Source organism: Synechococcus sp. A18-25c (assembly GCF_014280035.1).
Lineage (GTDB): Bacteria > Cyanobacteriota > Cyanobacteriia > PCC-6307 > Cyanobiaceae > Synechococcus_C.
Genome location: NZ_CP047957.1, coordinates 1,404,962 through 1,423,361 on the forward strand (window position 1 = coordinate 1,404,962; position 18,400 = coordinate 1,423,361).

The window sequence follows — 18,400 nt, forward strand, 5'->3', positions numbered from 1 at the left end:
GAACTCGGCGCGTGATCCTACGAACTCCCATCCGCTCAGGTGACAGGCATTGGCCGTGAGGTGGACCTGTAAGCTGAATGTTTGTCACTTCGCTTCGCACCTGCGGCGCAACGTCCTTTATGGCCAAGAACAAGGGCGTCCGGATCGTGATCACTCTTGAGTGCACGGAATGCCGGTCCAATCCCGCCAAGCGTTCCCCGGGCGTGTCCCGTTACACGACCGAGAAGAACCGCCGGAACACCACCGAACGGCTGGAGATCAAAAAGTTCTGTCCCCACTGCAACAAGATGACTCTCCACAAGGAGATCAAGTGATCTTGCAGGTCTTTTCGTCTTCTCACCGTTCCTGATCTTCCATGTCCAGTTCCTTCTTCAAGAAGCGTCTTTCACCGATCAAGCCTGGCGATCCCATCGATTACAAGGATGTGGATCTGCTCAAAAAGTTCATCACTGAGCGCGGCAAGATTCTTCCCCGTCGTCTCACCGGCCTCACCGCCAAGCAGCAACGCGATCTCACCAACGCCGTGAAGCGTGCTCGCATTGTGGCCCTGCTGCCCTTCGTGAATCCCGAGGGTTGATTTCTGGCCAGCGCTGACTGCAAACCGGGAGATCTGGTGGGCGTTAGCGACGCTAAAACCGCTCAACTTGCCGTCGTTGTTGCACTTCAAGGCAGCAAACGTCGTTTGAGAGTTGGCTTTAACGCCAAGGAACAAGTTGTTCCTTCTCGCCACGTTGAGCTCATTTACCCCCAGTTGAGTGGTTCGGATCAACCCACTCGCCTGGGGGTTTCTCCATGGTCTTTCGATCTCAAAAACCTCAACCAAGCCAATCCCACACGTCGCGAATGGGGCCAGTTATGGGTCTTGCTCTCGGAATCATCGGAGACGATTGATCTGGCTGGTTTCGCTGAGTTGGCTTGCGGTTCTGACGAGCCCATTCAGCGTGCTGTGTGCTGGCTCGCGCTGAAAACGGAGCAAGATCTGTTTCGTTGGAAACAGGGGATGATCCAGCCCCGGTCCTCCACCGAGATCAGGCAACGACGCCTGGAGCGGCGAAAACAGTCGCTTCAAGCCCACCGAAGCCGGCTTTGGATTGACCAACTGAAGTCTCGACAACCTTTGGATTTCAGCGCGCTAGATGCCGGCCATCAGCGGTGGGTGTTGGATCTTCAGAGCGTTGTGGCCACTGAAACTGAGCCCGAAGACTTAAATGATGAGCTGCTTCTGGCGCTGAAGTCAGCCCGAGTGGCGCCAGAGCGCCATGAACTCCGATCGCTGCTGATCGACCTCGATCAATGGGATCCACACCAGCTCTCAGCCATGAATGGCACCACCTGGAGCCACGGGTTCTGCGATGTGATCGTCGAGCAGGTCAACCAACTCATGGCCGACCATGAGGGGCCACGTCCTGGTGATGACAAACGGGTTGATCTGACTGGGCAGACCTGCTTCACGATTGATGATGCCGAGACACGCGACATTGATGATGCGGTCGCACTGGAACGTTGCGATGACGGCACCAAGAGGCTCTGGATTCATATTGCCGACCCTGGGCGGCTGATTGACGACGACTCACTGTTGGATCAAGAGGCTCGCCGACGCGGGAGCAGTCTTTATCTATCGAGGGGAATTCTTCCCATGTTTCCCTCGGAACTCTCCACAGGGCCCTTTAGCCTCCTTGCCGGTCAGCGCAATCCGGCCTGGAGCACTTGGGTTGAACTCGATGCCGATGGTGACATTGCCGATTACGGCATCCAAAGAAGCTGGGTAAAGCCGCGTTATCGACTCACCTATGAGGATGCGGACGAGTTAATCGATTTTGCTCCCCCTGAAGACGCTGATCTGGCGGAACTCCACGCCTTGCTGGAACGCCGTCGACGGTGGCGTGTGTCGCAGGGAGCCTTGCTGATGGATCTCCCGGAAGGACGCATTCGCTGCCGTGATGAGGCATTGAGCGTGCAGATCACCGAGCCTGGACCCGCGCGTTCCATGGTGGCGGAAGCAATGATCCTGGCGGGTGCTGTTGCGGCTCGATTCGGTCTTGATCACGATCTGGCTCTTCCTTACCGCAGTCAGCTGCCTGCCGATCTGCCTTCACCGGCCCAACTCGAGGATTTGCCCGAAGGAGCCGTGCGTTTTGCAGCGATCAAACGCTGTCTGAGCCGGGGACTGATGGGAACCCAACCTGCGGCCCATTTCAGCCTCGGGTTACCGGCTTATGCGCAGGCCACCTCGCCCATCCGCCGCTATGGCGATCTCGTGGTGCAACGGCAGATCGCAGCTGTGATCGATGGCCTGGAACCCCGTTCCGAAGAAGACTTGCAAGAGCTTCTGGAACAGTTCGATGGAGCGATTCGCGAAGGCATCTCCATTGCCAGGGAAGACCAGCGTCATTGGCAACAGGTTTGGTTTGAACAGCACCACGATCAGAGCTGGAACGCCGATTTTCTCCGCTGGTTGAGACCCCAGGATCGTCTCGGGCTCATCCGCATCGAGTCTCTGGCCATGGATGTGGCAGCCGAATGTCCACCTGGGTCCAACCCTGGAGACGCGCTGGTGGTGACGGTGCGTCAGGTTGACTCTCAGCGAGATCAACTCCTGCTTTTCGCCGCAGAAGCTTGAGCGGCATCAGTTGACACTGGTGACGCGCAGCCAGGGTCCCCAGGGGTTGCGGATGCCATCAAGCGTCACTGACCTCGACGCATCGATCTGCTCAAGGCTGTCATGAACAGCAGGCTCAAGGGTGATCAAAGGGATGGATTCTTGGCCCTTCTGTTCAAACCGGAAACCACCCTGATCATCACGGTGAATCCACCCCTGCCAAATGGCGCCAGCGCGATGCGTTTGAAGCGATGCCGGCTCGAGCTGATGGCGATCAAGCGCCCGAATCTGGCGCTGTCGCCATTGCGTGTGATGCCATGGGGTATCCCAGAGAGGAACCACAGCGGAAGGCGCATGAGCATCGTTGATCAAGCGCATCTGCAGGGCACGCACAGACAGCGCCGAGGGCTGAGTTGCCGTTTCCACAGCGAGAGCCGCTGCCATGCCAGCCGCTTGACCCACATTCAAGATCAAGGGTTGTAATCGGGTTGCACCGTTGGCCATGTGGCTGGTGCTGAAGGCCTTGTCTGCAGCCAGAAGGTTGTCGATGTCAGCACTCACCAGAGCGCCATAGGGGATGGAAAAGGGCGTCCCAGTCCAGCGACCTCCCCATCGACAACTTTTGGGAGCCAATGGCCAGTCTTCTCCGGGATAGTGGTGATCATTGGCGTAATTGCCGATGGCAATGGCTTGCAACGTCCCCGAGTCATCCATGGGTGGCTTCCCAACCAAGTGATCGCTGTCCTGCGGAAGCAGATGCTGTTCGATCACCGTGCTCAGGCCCACCATGCGCCGCCCCTCTCGCCAATAGGGCATTGGAGCCAACCAAGGGGAGGGACAACCGGAATCGCTTGGGAAGGCGCGCCCCAATGACAGTCGACCGTCAGTGGCATCTCGCAAAGCCTCAGCGAAGTGAAGGCTGTGTTGCTGCATTTCGTTGAACAACAGCGCCTCAGCTTGTGCATCCGTGCCAAAAGCACGCTCAAGCCGCTGATGCCAGTCATTGCCATGCAAGGGCCAATTCAGCATCACCAACCCTGTAGGCAAACGTCCATAGGTCAGTGTTTTGGTCAGACCAAAGGCTGAACAGGCCTGTTTAAAGGGAGCTGGCAAGCGCGCAGGCGATGGATCATCGTTGCGTTCTGGTTCCGGCCATGCCAGCGGATTGCCCTGAAGTTGTCCCATCACCACCCAAGTGGGCGACTGAACGGGCTGGTTGCGGAAGAAAGGGTCTGACTGCAGTCGCTGACGCGATGGAGCGCTGGGTTCATCCCACTGCTCCTGATCCTCCCAGCCGAAGCGAAAGGCCGCGCCTGCCAAGGGCAGCAGATCACCGCGATCGCTGCCGTCAATCACAACCTCACAAGCAATCCGTTGGCGCTGGTTCGCAACAGCCACCTGCACAGCCTGAATTCGTGCTCCCTGGCGCTCTACCTCTTTCAACGAACACTCCGGCCACCACTGCAGGCGTGATTCGTTATGAACCCAATCCTGGAGAACGCACTCAGCGGTTGTCGGTCGGTAGCCGAAGCAACTCACCCAGTTGTGATCAAGACCCTCTGGTTCACGGCGTTCAAGTTCCCGCAAAAATGCCCCCCAGAGTCCTGTCTGCCAGGGCGTCAGTTCATTTCCATCGGGACAACACACACCAGCAGCACTGACCATCCCCCCCAACCAGGAGCCAGGGGTCAGCAGAAGTGTGGACGCCCCTCCACGCGCTGCCTGAAGGGCTGCGGCGACACCACCGGTTCCACCACCCCAAACCAGCACATCCACTGCGTCGATGTTGAAGGCCATGGCGAAAACCAAGATGCGATCAGAAAAGGGCGGATGGAACCAGCCCGGCTCACTCGTCCACTGGACCGACGCTTTCAGTGGCAATCAAGGAGGTGGGTTGGGAAGGGGGTCGTTAAGATCCCACCCTTGAGCAAGGGGCCACAGGAGAACGCCGAAGCGATGACCTACAGCCTCACAACTCCGCTTTATTACGTCAATGCCAAGCCCCACCTTGGCAGCACTTACACCACGATCGCCTGCGATGCCCTGGCAAGGTTCCAGCGCTTGGAAGGGAACTCCGTAGTGTTCATCACCGGCGTGGATGAGCACGGTCAGAAGATTCAGCGCACGGCGGAATCGCAGCACATCAGCCCGCAGGACCACTGCGATCTGATTTCGAGCCAATATTCCCAATTATGGACGGAATGGGGCATTAGCAACGACCGGTTCGTGCGCACCACCAGCGACCGGCACCTGCCCTTGGTTCAGGAGTTCTTTCGCCGTTGTGAAGCGGCTGGCCACATCCGTACAGGTCACCAGGAAGGTTGGTATTGCGTTGATTGCGAAGAATTCAAGGACGATCCCGCCGATGCGGAATCACCGGATTGTCCGATTCATCGCAAACCCCTTGAGTGGCGCGATGAAGAGAATCTGTTCTTCTGCCTGTCCCAGTTTCAGGAACAGATCGAATCCTTGATCGCTCAACCAGGATTCATCGCTCCCAGCAGCCGCAAGCGCGAAGTGGAGAACTTCGTGGCCGGAGGCTTGCGCGACTTTTCGATCTCTCGGGTCAATGTGTCGTGGGGTCTTCCTGTACCGGGTCACCCAGGACATACCTTCTATGTGTGGTTCGATGCTCTGCTTGGGTATCTGACGGCGCTGCTTGACGACGGGGGACCCGTCGACCTTGAACGTTTGGCCTCAATCGGATGGCCAGCCGATGTGCATGTGATTGGAAAGGACATCCTTCGCTTTCACGCTGTGTATTGGCCAGCGATGTTGCTGTCGGCAGGTTTGCCCGTTCCTAAGAGAGTCTTCGGCCATGGCTTCCTCACCCGAGAAGGCCAGAAGATGGGCAAATCACTTGGAAATGTTCTTGACCCTGAACATCTCCTTCAGCAATGCGGGACGGACGCTGTGCGCTGGTATCTCTTGCGCGATATTCAATTTGGTGAAGACGGTGATTTCCAACAGCAACGCTTCCTGGACCTCGTCAACAATGATCTGGCCAACACCATCGGAAATCTGCTGAATCGAACCTCCTCCATGTCTCGGAAATGGTTCGATGAATCCCTTCCTGTGGATGTGGATGCTGTTCGCTCAACTCACGTGCTCCGTGACAAAGCCGAACAAACCGCAGCTGTTGTTCGCAGATCGATTCAGGATCTTGCATTCCACAAAGCGTGTGAGGCCGTGCTTCAACTGGCCATCGACGCCAACGGTTTTCTCAATGAACAGGCCCCGTGGAGCCGCATGAAACAACCTGGCCAGGAACAACAGGTCGGAGAGGACCTTTATGCCGTTCTCGAATGCGCCCGTTATGTCGGGATTCTTCTCCAACCCATCGTTCCCGATCTCAGCGCCAGGATCCTCAGCCAGCTGAACCTTGCCCCAACCCAAACGGCGTGGATCAAGGCTCTGACTTGGGGGCAGCTAACCCCTGGGGGTTCACTGCCGAAGCCTGAACCGGTGATGCAGCGTCTTGAACTTGACGCACCGCTGTGATGGTGAGGATGCGTGCCAGAGCTGCGCTGAGGGTGGCCATGCTTGCGGTCATCACCGGGTTGATTGGATGTGCTGATGAAGGCTCTGGATCCACCAGCGAAGCACCTCCTTTCGTGTTTCGCTCACTCAAACTGAACCAGAAAAAGCCCGATGGCTTGATGGATTGGAGTCTCAATAGTCCAGAAGCTCGTTATGAACTCAGCCGACAACTGGTCCGAGCCCGAGACCCCATCGCCTTGCTCTACAAAGACGGCAAACCGTCATTCAGGGTGCAATCGGATCTGGCACTGGTTGTCAACGACGGTGAACAGATCTTGCTGGAAGGTGACGTCCGCCTGCAGCAATTGAACGGTGCGAAGTTATTAATTCAGGGAGACCGTCTGCGTTGGCAACCAGAGCAAGGACTGTTACTGATTGAGCAGCGCCCAAGGGCCACAGATGGCACCTCACGCATTGGTGCCAGTGAAGCGCAACTGCAGCAACGGACCAACGATCTCACGCTCAACGGTGTTGTCGAGCTGGAGCGTTGGAACGAGGACGCGGACGCGTCAAATCCAGACACGACGCTTCGAACCGGTCCAGCCCAGTGGAACCTCGACACGGGCCTGCTGAATGCTCAGGGGCCAGTGCTCGGACAGCGTCGCGATGAGGAAGGAACAGTTCTGGAACAACTGCAAGGTCAGAACCTACGGGGTAACACCATCCAAGGAGACATCACGGTGCAAGCACCGGTGAATGTTCAGATTCCACGCGAAAAGGGCGTGCTTCGCGCCCAAGACACCACTTGGAATTTCCGTGAACAGACCATCCGTAGCGAGCAACCGTTTGAGGCTGATTTGGATGAAGCGCAGATTGCTGGAGGGCGTTTCCGAGCCGATCTCAACGACACCACAGTTGACGTCATCTCGGATTGCAGGATTGAACAACCTGGCGAAAAGCTGACTGCAGATCGATGTCTGTGGAACTGGCAATCAGAAGAGGTTCTCGCAGAAGGCAATGTTCAACTCCTACGCGAAGCCAATGACCAAATCACACGGGCCAGCCGATTGGAAGGACGTGTGGGGGAAGAGGGTTTGATCACCTTCACCGCCCCGGGGGGCAAGGTGGAATCTCAGGTCAGGTTCCGGTCTGATGAACAGGATCCATCTTCAGGTCGTCGGAACCAATCCGCTCCAGTTGAGTTTTGAGTCGTTCAGCCCAACCCGTCAGCCAGCGCTCATCAGCACGGGTGAAGCATCGTTCCGACCAACCGCCCAACACGATCCAGCCTCGTTCTCCCAAGGGTTGCACCATCACCGCAGGCAATCCAGGCAAAACGGCATCAAATTCCGCGCGACCTGGATACAACGCCGTTTTCACCAGTGAAATCAATTCCTGACGATTCTTGCTGCGGCGACAGATCTCACCGGGCTGAAACGTGCTGTCGGTGATCAGCCCCCGTCGAATCAGCACGACATCGTCCCAGTAGACAAGGAAGGATGCAGCTGAAGTGGCTGTCAGAAATTGATGACTGCCCCAGGCGAGTTCTGTTCGCAATTCATCGGTCAGACCCTCTGCGATCACTAGACCCTGCTCACCCTCAAGATTCACAGCCTCGGGGTTCCGAGGGACAGCACGGGTCCACAACACCGCGACCAGCATCAGACCCACGCCTGCCATTCCCGCAAGCACTTCGGCTCTTTGAAGCGCCGGCGGAAATGTGTCGGCAGAAAGCGCATTGAACACGGCCAAGCCCAGCACCAGGAGGCCAGAGAACAAACAAAGGCGTGCTGAGCCGGGCATGACGAACGGCAAGGTGCAGTCAGATTGGTTCACTCTTGCTCAAATGGGTCAGCACCGACGAGCCGGTATGACCGACGCAGACGCTTTTGCCGCCATTGCTCTCGCAGCTGTGGCCTGCGATGGAACCCTCGGTCGCGAGGAAGCGCATGCATTGAGGCGGTCATTGGAATATCGGACGCCCTACAAAAACTGCACGGAACAGGAGATGGGGTCCCTGTTCGATCGCCTGTTGAACACACTTAGGGAATCCGGCGTCAACCAGCTCGTCGGTGAAGCCTTGCCCGCCTTGACTGCTCCCCAGCAAGAAACCGCCCTTGCACTTGCGGTTCAGCTCGCCCATGCCGATCGCCAGGTCACTCCGGAAGAGAGCACGTTCCTCCAGCAACTCTGCGAGAGTGTGTCACTTCCTGATGGTCGCGCTGTGGTTGTGATGGAGGCGATCATGGCCCTCCACCGCGACAGCTTGTCCAGCTGAGTGCAGACTGTCACGACAACGAGGCGGCTCATGAACCGATTCACCAAGCTCACAGGCGGGTTGCTTGCAGGTCTCCTCTGCGTCTTGCTTGGGGCCCCGATGGCCATGGCAGTTTCAGCTCAGGACTTTCCCGCTGCACCTCCAGAGGATGCTGTGGTGGACTCTGCTGATGTTCTGAGTCGCGCCAGTCGGAACGAAATCACCGCTCGTTTGCAGGAGTTGGATCAGTTTCATGTCGACGCACGGCTGGTCACAGTGCGGCGTCTGGATTATGGATTGAGCCTGCCAGCGTTTGGAGAAGAGTTGCTGGGGCGCTGGGAAGCTGGTACCGGTCAGACCGATCGTCCACTGCTGATCTTCCTGGAAGAAACTCAAAGCAAGCAGGCTGCGGTCGTCGCGTCCCCAGCACTGTTGGAACAGTTGCCTGAGTCGTTGTTGCGCAGCACAGGTCGCACCACGATGAGCCAACCACTGCGCGATGGGGATCGTTTCCGTCAGGCCACCCTGGATGGTGTAGAGCGCATCGAAACCGTTTTAAACGGTGGAGAGGATCCAGGCCCTCCGGTGCAGGTCGAACGTGTAGCGCTTCCGACCAACGTACCCACAGCTGAAGAAACCCAAGAGAGCAACGCCTTCACATGGGTTGTCGTTCTTCTGGTGGTCGGCACCATAGTTCCGATGGCTACTTGGTGGATCTTCTCCCGCTGACGACACGATGGCAGGACGCAACTGGCTTGACACCTTCGGCAAGGCGAAAGCCCTCAATGCCAATGCCGACCTTGATCGTGGCTATGAGGCCGCTCTGTTAATCCAGAGTCTTGAGCTCGAGTATTACGGCGACCGCCCCATTCGTCCCGAGCTTGAGCTGTCCGTTCCGAGCTCGGTTCAGGCCACGGTTCTGCGCAAATTCAGAGCTGCGATCAATGTTTGCCGCTCGTCCTTGGACAAGCTCGAATATCAACGTGGTCAGCTCGATCCACAGGAGCTGAGGCAGTTGCAGTTGATCGAAAGCGTCGTCAATCGCTATAACCCACGACGTGCCAGCAATGCCCCCACGATCAGCCGTTCGCCGGACCCGTTGCCAAGATCTCTTCTCGGCATCTTCGACACGCTGCGCCGTCAGCTCAATCCTGCCGCAGAAGCAACGCTGGTCGCTGGCTTTCGTCGAAGGCGTGATTCAACGCTGATTTCGTTAAAGGTCTTGTTGCTGCTGATCCTTGTGCCTCTGCTGGTTCAGCAGGTCAGCCGCACCTACATCATCAGTCCTGCCGTTGATCACTTTGCTCCCGATCTTCCTTTTTTGAGTTACCCCAAACCCCAGCTTGAAGAACAGGCTGTCGAAAAACTGAGGGTGTACAAAGCAGAAATCGAATTTGATGCGCTGCTCAGGGGGAACTCAATTCCAACCCAGGATGAGCTTCAGCAGAAATTAGCCGCTAAAGCCGAAGAGCTTAAACAGGAAGCTGATTCTGAAAGCACCCATGCAGTGAAAAATGTGCTGGCTGATCTCGCAGCAACCATTGCTTTTGTGTTTGTTTGCATTTCTAGCAGGGAAGAGCTGCGCGTCCTTCGAGGATTTTTTGACGAAGCTGTTTATGGACTAAGCGATTCAGCCAAAGCCTTCGCCATTATTCTATTCACAGATATTTTTGTTGGTTTTCATAGCCCTGAAGGTTGGACGGTGCTCCTGGACGGCATCGCCAATCATTTCGGATTCCCAGCACGAGAAAACTTCATTCTTCTGTTCATCGCCACGTTTCCAGTGATCCTGGCGACGATTTTCAAATATTGGATATTCCGATACCTCAACCGTGTGAGCCCATCCTCTGTGGCCACGCTGCGTGGCATGAATGGCGGTGGTTGATCTCACCGCTGGCTTAGTCCTGGTCACCGGTCCCAGTCGTAGTGGCAAGAGCCGTTGGGCTGAACACCTCGTTGAACAACATTCCGATGTGACCTACGTCGCCACATCGGCACCACGTCCCAAAGATGCCAATTGGCAACAACGCATCCTTCGCCATCGACAACGACGTCCCTCGCGTTGGAGCGTTGTGGAGTGCGGAGCGGATCTGGCTGGTGCGATGCACACAATCCCAGCCAATCAGACCTTGTTGATCGATGCTCTGGGGGGCTTCACCGCCTCTTACCTCGATCTGGATGCTGATGCGTGGAACAAGGTCACAAGCCACCTGATGCACGCCTTACTGGCCCGCTCGCAACCGGTTGTGATGGTGGTTGAAGAAACAGGATGGGGCGTGGTTCCAGCGACAGCAGTCGGTGGCAGGTTCCGTGATCGACAAGGTGAGCTGGCTCAGCTGCTTGAACGTCATGCCAGCGCCAGCTGGCTGGTTGTGCAGGGGCGCGCAGTGAATCTGCACTCCGTCGGAGTCGCCGTTCCTCAATGACCAACCGGATCGCTCCACCCCTCAGAGTGGCCTTGTTTGAGCCGCGCATTCCACCCAACACCGGCAACATCGCCCGAACCTGTGCAGCCTTCGGTCTTCCTCTGTCGCTGATTGAACCTTTGGGGTTCTCGATCGACGATCGCCAACTTAAACGGGCAGGCCTCGATTACTGGCCGCATGTTGATCTCTCCGTGCATCGTGATTTCGAGCAATTTCGCACTGACCTCACATCGCCATCAAGGCTGATTGGCTGCAGCCGGCGTGGTGGTGAATCCTTGCAGCACATGACCTTTCAGCAGGGCGATGTGCTCCTTTTTGGAAGGGAAGACATCGGTCTTCCAGATCCAATCCGTGACCGCTGCGAGAAAATACTGACAATTCCGATGCCTTGCAGTGCCGCGGAGGATGGCCAAGGCGGTGTCCGAAGCCTGAACCTCTCGGTGGCATGCGCCATTGTTTGTTTTCAAGCGGGTCTGAGTTTGGAGCTGTGGTGATTGACGAGCTGCCACGCCAGCTCTTGCACCAACCTGTTCCGCTCGCTACTTTCAGCCCGATCCCGGGTTGTGGCGGCTTCTTCGGGATTGTTCCTCACGCTTTGTTGGATGAAGCCACTGCTCTTCGTAGTCACCGCTCTGACCTCAAGCAGTGCCCTTTTCGTGGTGTCGCAGCTGTCTGGCTATGCAGATCCACAGCATGTTCCGCCTCCGCCTTTGTTAACAGCGCTGACCACAGCTCCCGAATACATTTGGGTTCCTTTGGCTGCAGACAGCGAATTGAGCAGCATTTCCAGAGCATTAGACCTCTCGCTCAACGAACTCGCTGAAATCAATGACAAACCATCCAGAACGCTCCTGAAGGCGGGCACATGGATTGTTTTGCCGAAATCCAGCCAGGATCAGGTTCTGCTCTCAACTCGGTTTGAGGGAGACAACCTGCGGACTACAGCTCCACTGAGCGCGCCACCAACCCTGCAGAACGCCGTTGAAAGTCATCCGAATCACAGTCTTGCCAGCCTGGTGCGCGACCACGGCATCTCCATTGAAAAGCTGAGGAGCCTGAATCCAGGCATCGAGCTCAGCAAGCTCACCATCGACAGCAATGTTCCTGCAGCCAACGCGCAATCTCTCCTCGCTGTTCGCCCGCTGCAATCGGGAGGGGCAAGTTGGCCGCAATTGCCGAACTTTTCCGACCTGGAAGGGTTCGGTGATAACCAGTCCTATGCGTGGCCCACAAAAGGTGTGTTTACTTCGGGCTATGGATGGCGCTGGGGCCGTATGCATAAAGGGATCGATATTGCCAACAATGTTGGAACTCCAATCCTTGCTGCGAAAAGCGGCTTGATCACGTTTTCAGGCTGGAGCAGTGGCGGTTATGGCTACATGGTGGAGATTGCCCACCCCGATGGCTCCTCGACCCGATATGCCCATAACAGCAGACTGTTGGTGAAAAAGGGGCAACTTGTTCCACAAGGTACCAAAATCTCTTTGATGGGAAGCACAGGTCGCAGCACAGGTCCACACCTCCACTTTGAAATTCGTCGTGATGGCGGAGCTGCGCTTGATCCCATGGCTCTGTTACCCACGCAGCGTGTTTGAAGCTGAGTTTCTAAGAGTGACAAATCAGAACGGAAGTTGGCTGCTTTAGGGCAGCCATTCCTATCGCATTGATACGAATTAGACGCTCGAAATTAATCGATAAAGTATCAATCAAGTCGAATAAAAAATGTCAGAGGAGAGACTTGAACTCTCGACCTCAGGGTTATGAATCCTGTGCTCTAACCAGCTGAGCTACTCTGACGATTGGCCAATTGGCCAGGCCGAATCATACATCTCGGGGTGTCCCGATCGCTCAGCGCATCTCAATCGCATTGAGTCGTTCGCGGAATGATTTAGGCGAGGACTGCTCGGCATGATCATCAACGAGGGATACGCGCCCATCGGGAATTGCATTGGGACGGCGTTGCTGCCTGACAGGCTGTCCCCGATGGGGGCGTGCCTTGAGCATCAGAGCCCTTGTTTGTGGATCCCGCTCCAGAGGCTGGGTGCTGAGCTCACTGCGCACCTGGTTGAGCAAACGGAAGTGCCCAGTACTGCTGAACTTCCTGAGAAGAGCCGGATCCCAGGACATCGAGGATTGAATCATAGGTGTACTTTAAGAGTCGATGGTGCGATCCAAAGCAAGCAAGACCACGCAATCGCCCAAGCAGCCGTGATAGCTTGATTCATGCAAGTGGAAGTCGGAACGACTACGTCCTAGCTCCGTTCGCTTTCCTGCCAACTTTCGCATCACCAACATGTCCTCGCTGCGCGTGGGCCAACAGGCCCCCGATTTCACAGCCACAGCAGTGGTTGACCAGGAATTCAAGGAAATCACCCTGTCTCAGTACCGCGGCAAGTACGTGGTCCTGTTTTTCTATCCCCTGGATTTCACCTTTGTGTGTCCCACGGAGATCACCGCCTTCAGCGATCGCTATGCGGACTTCTCCAGCAAGAACACTGAGGTTCTCGGCGTGTCTGTCGACAGTCAGTTCAGCCACCTGGCATGGATTCAGACCGCCCGTAACGAAGGCGGCCTCGGCGACATCAACTATCCCCTCGTCGCTGATCTCAAGAAAGAGATCTCCACGGCTTACAACGTTCTTGACGAGGACGAAGGTGTCGCTCTTCGCGGCCTGTTCATCATTGATCCCGATGGTGTGATCATGCACGCCACAATCAACAACCTGCCGGTGGGCCGGAATGTTGATGAGACATTGCGCGTTCTTCAGGCATTCCAGTACGTGCAATCCAATCCTGACGAGGTCTGCCCCGCCAACTGGACGCCTGGTGAAAAAACCATGAAACCTGATCCTGTCGGAAGCAAGGAGTTTTTCGCAGCAATCAACTGACTTGAACACTCAGCGATAGTGTGACGAGGCCCATTTCGATGGGCCTTTTTTTATGGATTATCCGTCACCACCATGCTGCGATCATTCAGCAACATATCAAGCGCTGAATCGAGATCACTGGCCATCGCTACTCTGCGTCCATTACTGACAACGACTCGAGCCAATGTAGGTAGTCCACCTAGCCTGGCTTTGATGTATATGGGCTCGACATACAACAGTGAATTGCCAACTGGGAGAACCAGTAAATTTCCCTGAATCACCTGCGAACCAGCACGGTCCCATAGACCGAATTGTGAACTAATCTGAGGATCCTGATTGATCAATGCTTGCACCTGCTCAGGACCAAACGTTGGAACATCACTCGGGAATCGAATCAACTCGAGCTTTCCGTAGTTTTCACCGTCACTTCGTGCTGCTAACCATGCTGAGAGGTTGGGTCGAGCCAGTGGCGTTAAAGGCTGCAATAACAAGAATTCAGATTCATCACTGGATGGAAGCTGAGCCGTAATGTGATAAGGGGCAACAGGGATTTGATCGGATCCATAAAGTTCTTTTGGCACTTGCCACACATCATCCCCGTTGTAAAACGTTCTTGGATCGGTTACGTGATAACGGAGGAGTTGCTGCACCTGAAGCTCAAATTGAACTTGCGGAACCATGAGATGTGATTTCAAAATCCTTGGCATTCCATCCAATGGTTGAAGCAGATCAGGAAACAAGCGTGCCCAGCCCTGAATGATTGGGTCATCAGGTTCACTGACGTAAAAATGAACGGAGCCGTTGTAAGCGTCCACAATCACTTTCACTGAATTACGCAAATATCGAATCGGACGCCCGTCTGGCAATATCGATGCATAGGGCAGTGTTCGTGATGAGGTGTAGCCATCAACAATCCAATATTGATGCTGATCTTGTTGATAACCCTCAGCACCGTCCTCGAGAGGAACCGACACCAGGTAGGGATCACCCATGAAGTCGAGGAAGGGTGCCAGAGCACTGACGCGTTGCTTGACATCACGTCGCAGCTGCAGACGTGATTCCGAGTTCAATGAACCCGTACTTAACAGGCGCGGTTCAGCGAGATAGATCGATGCAGCAACACGCTGCCAGAATTGACGGAGAGGAACTCCAGCCATTCCGGAATAGTGATTGTAAGTATTCTTGTCTCCCTCCGGATAATCAAATTCTTCAATCTTTGAGGGTGCAATCGCGTAGGGCGAGGGCAGAGTCCCAAAATAAAGTGCTGCACGGCCAATTGGAACTTCGCGTTTGACATCCTCTCGCGTAATCCCCAGCGTTTCATTTCCTTCAATCTGTGTGGACCGACCTAAATCGCTAATGAAATAGGCCGGTAGGTTGTCAGGATCACTGATATTCACAGGATTGAGGGTGAACCCGAATCCGTGGGTGAACACGAAATGCCTGTTTTGCCAGGTTTTGGAGCCAGCGGGAAGAGCAGACTGGTCGAGTTCACGGGCCGAAATAATCACTTGTTGATTTACAGCTCGCTCTGCACTGAGGGGGTAGCGGTCGACTGACGCATTTGCGAATTGGTAGTAAACACGGAGTTGCTGGAGTTGTCGGTTGGATGCAAGGAGAGGTTGACTGTCCCAAAGGCGAATATTCTCAAGTGTGCTTTCTCCTTTTTCCAAATCTTGGTTGGTTAGCTCACGATTGGGCCTGAATTCAGATGATTGAATTGCATCCAATTGATAGCCATGCCTCGTGGACTCAATGGCCTTATTGAGATAAGGCGTCTCGAGCCTCAATTCGCGTGGTCGAACCACCATCCATTGAAGAGCTGGAGCCAGCAGAAGTTCAGTGATCAGTGCTGTGCAGGCAAGACCAAAGAACGTGATCCTCAACCCTCTGCGATGTCGATAAATCGTGTTAATCCAAGGCAGGTAAGTGAACGCGAGAAGCACTAGAAGTAGCGAAACCCCAGCACGCAAGGGCAGTACAAGGTGAACACCCACCCAACCGGCTCCAGCAAGGAGTCCGCTCTGGGTCCAGAGCAACTGGTGGCGCGACAACCACACCAGTGCGGCCAGCACCAACATCAGCAGAGCGAACGCTGGTCTGAGCAGTTGACGTTCACGGGAAGTCCACCCAGGAAAACCCCAATCGCTCAGACAGGGTGACCGTGTCAAACGGGTCCACAGCGATGTGCTGAGGGTGAGAAGCAGCAGGATGAGCGACAGCTCCCCTGCGAGGGCTAGAGCAGAAAAGCGTCCCAGACCAAAGCTCAAATCCGCACCCAGAACAGACTCAATCCGGCCTGAATCGGGAATCGCAATGGCTAGTGCCCAAAGTGCCCAACTACGCGCGGCAACGAGACACACGCAGACACTGCCGTAGAGGAAAGCGAGGCTCAGGCGACGAATTCGCGTCAACCCTAGAGTTACGAGCAGAAGCAACAGAATGCTGAGGCTCAGCGCTGGCCATCCCGGATCGAAGGGGACGCTCCACCAGTGCCCGAGATGCATCGGGTCCGTCCAGGCCAGCCATGCGAGGCGAGTGGACACGCCCAACACGGCCAACAGAACGATCAGACAGGCCAGCAACGACAACGTGTAAGTGCTGCCGCGCAGGGTCGGAATGTGCCCCTGCGGCGTCGGCACATAGGCACGCATCCAGTGATGTCGCCACGTGGCGCAGACGCAAACCAGCAGAAGAGACAACGCACCACCGATCAGCTGATAAACGAGCCGCTGGGTGTACAGATGCTCGAGCTGAAACTGTGCAAACCAGGCCTTTTCAACCAGAAGTCTGGCCAGCAGCCAGACAGCAGGAATGAGGAGAAGCGACCAACGCGCCAATGCTCCTGACGACTTTTGAAGGCCTTGATTCAGCCGGCTCAAGCCTTAGCTGGCAGCTGATCCAGGCTAAGGCGATCCGCCGTGGCGTCGATCCCTGCCAGTGCATGGAAACGATCCGACTGCAATGTTTCTTCCTCGATCAACGCCTCGACTAAGCGGTCCATCAGTTCCCTTCTTGGGGTGAGAAGAGCGATGGCCTGTTGCAACGAATGGCTCGCGAGTTCACGGATCCGCTGATCAATCTCCCGTCCGGTGCTTTCTGCGTAGGCCTGACGTGTCTGCATGAGATCCCGACCCAGAAACACCTCCTGGTCTTGCCCTTCCAGTGCAACAGGACCAAGGTCTGAGAACCCGAATCGCGTCACCATCTCACGAGCAAGTTGAGTGACCATTTGCAAATCACCGCTGGCTCCTTGCGTGACCTCGGAATCTCCAAAAACAACGATCTCAGCGGCACGTCCGCCGAGGGCCATCACCAATCGTGCCTGCAAATAGGCCCTGGTTACGAGGCCTGAATCGATGATTTCTTCATCGGGGAAAAAACGCGTGAATCCCCCAACACCTCCGCTGCGTGGCAACAAGGTGACCTTGTCGACCGGATCAGCATGAGGAGTCAAGGCTGCCACAAGGGCATGACCGATTTCGTGATACGCAATCAGTCGTTTTTTGGCTCCGTCCTGCAGAGGTGCAGCAGTCAGCCCCATGGTGATCCGCTCAAGCGCTTCCTCTAATTGCCTGTTCCCCAGAAAAGACACTTCATGCCGCGCAGTCAGGATCGCAGCTTCGTTGAGGAGATTGGCCAAATCAGCGCCTGAGAATCCTGGCGTACGCCGAGCCCAATCAGCCAGCGACACCTCATCACTTAAGGGTCGCGTTCTGGCATGGACAGACAGGATCGCTTCTCGACCGCGACGATCCGGCAACCCCACCTGGATGCGCCGATCAAATCGGCCGGGACGCATGAGTGCCGTATCGAGCACATCCGCTCGGTTGGTCGCGGCAAGCAAGATCACGCCGGAATTGTCTGCGAACCCATCCATCTCCGTTAACAGCTGGTTCAACGTTTGTTCGCGTTCGTCATTGCCCCCACCGATGCCTGCGCCCCGCTGACGGCCCACGGCATCAATCTCATCAATGAACACGATGCAGGGTGATTTCTCCTTGGCCTGCCGGAACAAATCCCGGACACGGCTAGCACCGACACCCACAAACAGTTCAACAAACTCGGATGCTGCAATGGAGAAAAATGGAACCCCGGCCTCGCCAGCAATGGCTTTGGCCAAAAGCGTTTTACCCGTACCTGGAGGCCCTACGAGCAGCACTCCTCTAGGAATGCGCGCACCCAACTTGATGAATGTTTCGGGCTGCTTGAGGAAAGTCACCACCTCCTGCAGTTCTTCTTTGGCCTCGCCGATGCCAGCCACATCCTCGAATCGAACACTGACGTCGTCTTGAGCGCTGGTTCGAGGCTGACTGCGACCAAACCCCATGGTTTTGTTGGCCATTTGTGCAGAACGGCGCAACAGCAACGAAAGCCCGATCACGATCAGAGCGACCAGAGCAAAATTGCCAGCAAGACCTGCCAGTGCCTGTTCTTGTCGCACATCCTTGACGTTGAGCGGAGTCCCGGAGGCTTCAGCAACTCGGAGAATCTGCTGGTCGTTCGCCAGGATTGGAACCGTGACTTTCCGACCGTCAGAAAAGGTCGCAATCACTTCTCGGCGACCTGGAATCAACACCAAGTCTTGAACGGATCCTGAACTGATCTCCTTCAGAAGTGTGCTGTAACTCGGGGGAGGTTCAGGTCGAAACCTGGACAAGGGATTGCTCAGGCGCTCTTCAGAAGCGGCTTTGGATGCTGGAACACCCTGATCTAACTGGGTCGGCTGCTCTGGGCTCACACAGCTGCTGCGTTCCGCAAAGACTAGCGAT

The 18,400-nt window shown here is 55.8% G+C and carries 17 protein-coding genes and 1 tRNA gene; 12 read left to right on the forward strand and 6 right to left on the reverse strand.

The window, feature by feature from the left end:
• The first annotated feature begins 119 nt into the window (after positions 1-119).
• Genes rpmG through SynA1825c_RS07825 form a run of 3 tightly spaced genes read left to right on the forward strand, consistent with a single transcriptional unit; the run spans position 120 to position 2,620 of the window.
• Positions 120-314 carry a 50S ribosomal protein L33 gene (rpmG, locus tag SynA1825c_RS07815; RefSeq protein ID WP_186468802.1) on the forward strand — a complete coding sequence of 65 codons (195 nt, stop codon included), beginning with the start codon at positions 120-122 and terminating at the stop codon, positions 312-314.
• Between the two features lie 41 nt (positions 315-355).
• Positions 356-577: a 30S ribosomal protein S18 gene (gene rpsR / locus SynA1825c_RS07820; RefSeq protein WP_006041316.1), complete on the forward strand. Its 222-nt coding sequence runs from the start codon at positions 356-358 to the stop codon at positions 575-577.
• 36 nt (positions 578-613) lie between these two features.
• Positions 614-2,620 (forward strand): ribonuclease catalytic domain-containing protein, encoded by a 2,007-nt coding sequence (locus SynA1825c_RS07825; RefSeq protein WP_255478314.1) that lies wholly within the window; start codon positions 614-616, stop codon positions 2,618-2,620.
• 6 nt (positions 2,621-2,626) lie between these two features.
• Here SynA1825c_RS07825 and SynA1825c_RS07830 read toward each other — a convergent pair whose 3' ends face one another.
• Positions 2,627-4,396, reverse strand: coding sequence for an FAD-dependent oxidoreductase (locus SynA1825c_RS07830; RefSeq protein ID WP_186471097.1), 1,770 nt, complete (start codon positions 4,394-4,396; stop codon positions 2,627-2,629).
• Positions 4,397-4,555: 159 nt separating this feature from the next.
• Between SynA1825c_RS07830 and metG the strand changes: the two genes are divergently transcribed.
• Both metG and lptC read left to right on the forward strand, forming a co-directional pair.
• Positions 4,556-6,100 carry a methionine--tRNA ligase gene (gene metG, locus SynA1825c_RS07835; protein WP_186471098.1) on the forward strand — a complete coding sequence of 515 codons (1,545 nt, stop codon included), beginning with the start codon at positions 4,556-4,558 and terminating at the stop codon, positions 6,098-6,100.
• A 38-nt stretch (positions 6,101-6,138) separates the two neighbouring features.
• Positions 6,139-7,287, forward strand: coding sequence for an LPS export ABC transporter periplasmic protein LptC (gene lptC / locus SynA1825c_RS07840; protein WP_255478316.1), 1,149 nt, complete (start codon positions 6,139-6,141; stop codon positions 7,285-7,287).
• On the opposite strand, the gene SynA1825c_RS07845 is transcribed toward lptC, so the two are convergent.
• Positions 7,217-7,882 carry a cofactor assembly of complex C subunit B gene (locus tag SynA1825c_RS07845; protein ID WP_186468804.1) on the reverse strand — a complete coding sequence of 222 codons (666 nt, stop codon included), beginning with the start codon at positions 7,880-7,882 and terminating at the stop codon, positions 7,217-7,219. The genes lptC and SynA1825c_RS07845 overlap by 71 nt on opposite strands.
• Positions 7,883-7,949: 67 nt before the next feature.
• Between SynA1825c_RS07845 and SynA1825c_RS07850 the strand changes: the two genes are divergently transcribed.
• The 6 genes from SynA1825c_RS07850 (at position 7,950) to SynA1825c_RS07875 (ending at position 12,357) form a co-directional block, all read left to right on the forward strand.
• Positions 7,950-8,357, forward strand: coding sequence for a tellurite resistance TerB family protein (locus tag SynA1825c_RS07850; protein ID WP_222930036.1), 408 nt, complete (start codon positions 7,950-7,952; stop codon positions 8,355-8,357).
• A 30-nt stretch (positions 8,358-8,387) separates the two neighbouring features.
• Positions 8,388-9,065, forward strand: coding sequence for a photosystem II repair protein Psb32 (gene psb32, locus SynA1825c_RS07855; RefSeq protein ID WP_186468805.1), 678 nt, complete (start codon positions 8,388-8,390; stop codon positions 9,063-9,065).
• A 7-nt stretch (positions 9,066-9,072) separates the two neighbouring features.
• Positions 9,073-10,221, forward strand: a complete 1,149-nt coding sequence (gene pxcA / locus SynA1825c_RS07860; protein WP_186468806.1) for a proton extrusion protein PcxA — start codon at positions 9,073-9,075, stop codon at positions 10,219-10,221.
• Entirely contained in the window at positions 10,208-10,762 is a 555-nt protein-coding gene (gene cobU, locus SynA1825c_RS07865) for a bifunctional adenosylcobinamide kinase/adenosylcobinamide-phosphate guanylyltransferase (RefSeq protein WP_186468807.1), read from the forward strand. The genes pxcA and cobU overlap by 14 nt, the downstream gene beginning before the upstream one ends.
• Positions 10,759-11,256: a tRNA (cytidine(34)-2'-O)-methyltransferase gene (locus SynA1825c_RS07870; protein ID WP_186468808.1), complete on the forward strand. Its 498-nt coding sequence runs from the start codon at positions 10,759-10,761 to the stop codon at positions 11,254-11,256. The genes cobU and SynA1825c_RS07870 overlap by 4 nt, the downstream gene beginning before the upstream one ends.
• A 108-nt stretch (positions 11,257-11,364) precedes the next feature.
• Positions 11,365-12,357, forward strand: coding sequence for a M23 family metallopeptidase (locus SynA1825c_RS07875; RefSeq protein WP_186468809.1), 993 nt, complete (start codon positions 11,365-11,367; stop codon positions 12,355-12,357).
• A 128-nt stretch (positions 12,358-12,485) separates the two neighbouring features.
• Here SynA1825c_RS07875 and SynA1825c_RS07880 read toward each other — a convergent pair.
• Positions 12,486-12,559 (reverse strand) — tRNA-Met (locus tag SynA1825c_RS07880).
• A 51-nt stretch (positions 12,560-12,610) separates the two neighbouring features.
• Positions 12,611-12,904 (reverse strand): hypothetical protein, encoded by a 294-nt coding sequence (locus tag SynA1825c_RS07885; protein ID WP_186468810.1) that lies wholly within the window; start codon positions 12,902-12,904, stop codon positions 12,611-12,613.
• Positions 12,905-13,055: 151 nt separating this feature from the next.
• Here SynA1825c_RS07885 and SynA1825c_RS07890 point away from each other — a divergent pair, with 151 nt between their 5' ends.
• Entirely contained in the window at positions 13,056-13,649 is a 594-nt protein-coding gene (locus tag SynA1825c_RS07890; protein WP_186468811.1) for a peroxiredoxin, read from the forward strand.
• Positions 13,650-13,699: 50 nt separating this feature from the next.
• Here the strand turns inward: SynA1825c_RS07890 and SynA1825c_RS07895 are convergent, their stop codons facing one another.
• Together SynA1825c_RS07895 and ftsH are read right to left on the reverse strand one after the other, a co-directional pair.
• Positions 13,700-16,510: a UPF0182 family protein gene (locus tag SynA1825c_RS07895; RefSeq protein WP_370593735.1), complete on the reverse strand. Its 2,811-nt coding sequence runs from the start codon at positions 16,508-16,510 to the stop codon at positions 13,700-13,702.
• Positions 16,507-18,369, reverse strand: coding sequence for an ATP-dependent zinc metalloprotease FtsH (ftsH, locus tag SynA1825c_RS07900; RefSeq protein ID WP_186468812.1), 1,863 nt, complete (start codon positions 18,367-18,369; stop codon positions 16,507-16,509). The genes SynA1825c_RS07895 and ftsH overlap by 4 nt, the downstream gene beginning before the upstream one ends.
• Positions 18,370-18,400: the final 31 nt, after the last annotated feature.

Excerpts from the sequence above, each read along its gene's own strand:
- lptC (WP_255478316.1), top strand. The coding sequence starts at position 6,139 with ATGCTTGCGGTCATCACCGGGTTGATTGGATGTGCTGATGAAGGCTCT.
- SynA1825c_RS07885 (WP_186468810.1), bottom strand. The coding sequence starts at position 12,904 with ATGATTCAATCCTCGATGTCCTGGGATCCGGCTCTTCTCAGGAAGTTC.
- SynA1825c_RS07875 (WP_186468809.1), top strand. The coding sequence starts at position 11,365 with ATGAAGCCACTGCTCTTCGTAGTCACCGCTCTGACCTCAAGCAGTGCC.
- SynA1825c_RS07845 (WP_186468804.1), bottom strand. The coding sequence starts at position 7,882 with ATGCCCGGCTCAGCACGCCTTTGTTTGTTCTCTGGCCTCCTGGTGCTG.
- cobU (WP_186468807.1), top strand. The coding sequence starts at position 10,208 with ATGGCGGTGGTTGATCTCACCGCTGGCTTAGTCCTGGTCACCGGTCCC.
- psb32 (WP_186468805.1), top strand. The coding sequence starts at position 8,388 with ATGAACCGATTCACCAAGCTCACAGGCGGGTTGCTTGCAGGTCTCCTC.
- SynA1825c_RS07890 (WP_186468811.1), top strand. The coding sequence starts at position 13,056 with ATGTCCTCGCTGCGCGTGGGCCAACAGGCCCCCGATTTCACAGCCACA.
- rpmG (WP_186468802.1), top strand. The coding sequence starts at position 120 with ATGGCCAAGAACAAGGGCGTCCGGATCGTGATCACTCTTGAGTGCACG.
- rpsR (WP_006041316.1), top strand. The coding sequence starts at position 356 with ATGTCCAGTTCCTTCTTCAAGAAGCGTCTTTCACCGATCAAGCCTGGC.
- SynA1825c_RS07870 (WP_186468808.1), top strand. The coding sequence starts at position 10,759 with ATGACCAACCGGATCGCTCCACCCCTCAGAGTGGCCTTGTTTGAGCCG.
- SynA1825c_RS07830 (WP_186471097.1), bottom strand. The coding sequence starts at position 4,396 with ATGGCCTTCAACATCGACGCAGTGGATGTGCTGGTTTGGGGTGGTGGA.
- SynA1825c_RS07850 (WP_222930036.1), top strand. The coding sequence starts at position 7,950 with ATGACCGACGCAGACGCTTTTGCCGCCATTGCTCTCGCAGCTGTGGCC.
- metG (WP_186471098.1), top strand. The coding sequence starts at position 4,556 with ATGACCTACAGCCTCACAACTCCGCTTTATTACGTCAATGCCAAGCCC.
- pxcA (WP_186468806.1), top strand. The coding sequence starts at position 9,073 with ATGGCAGGACGCAACTGGCTTGACACCTTCGGCAAGGCGAAAGCCCTC.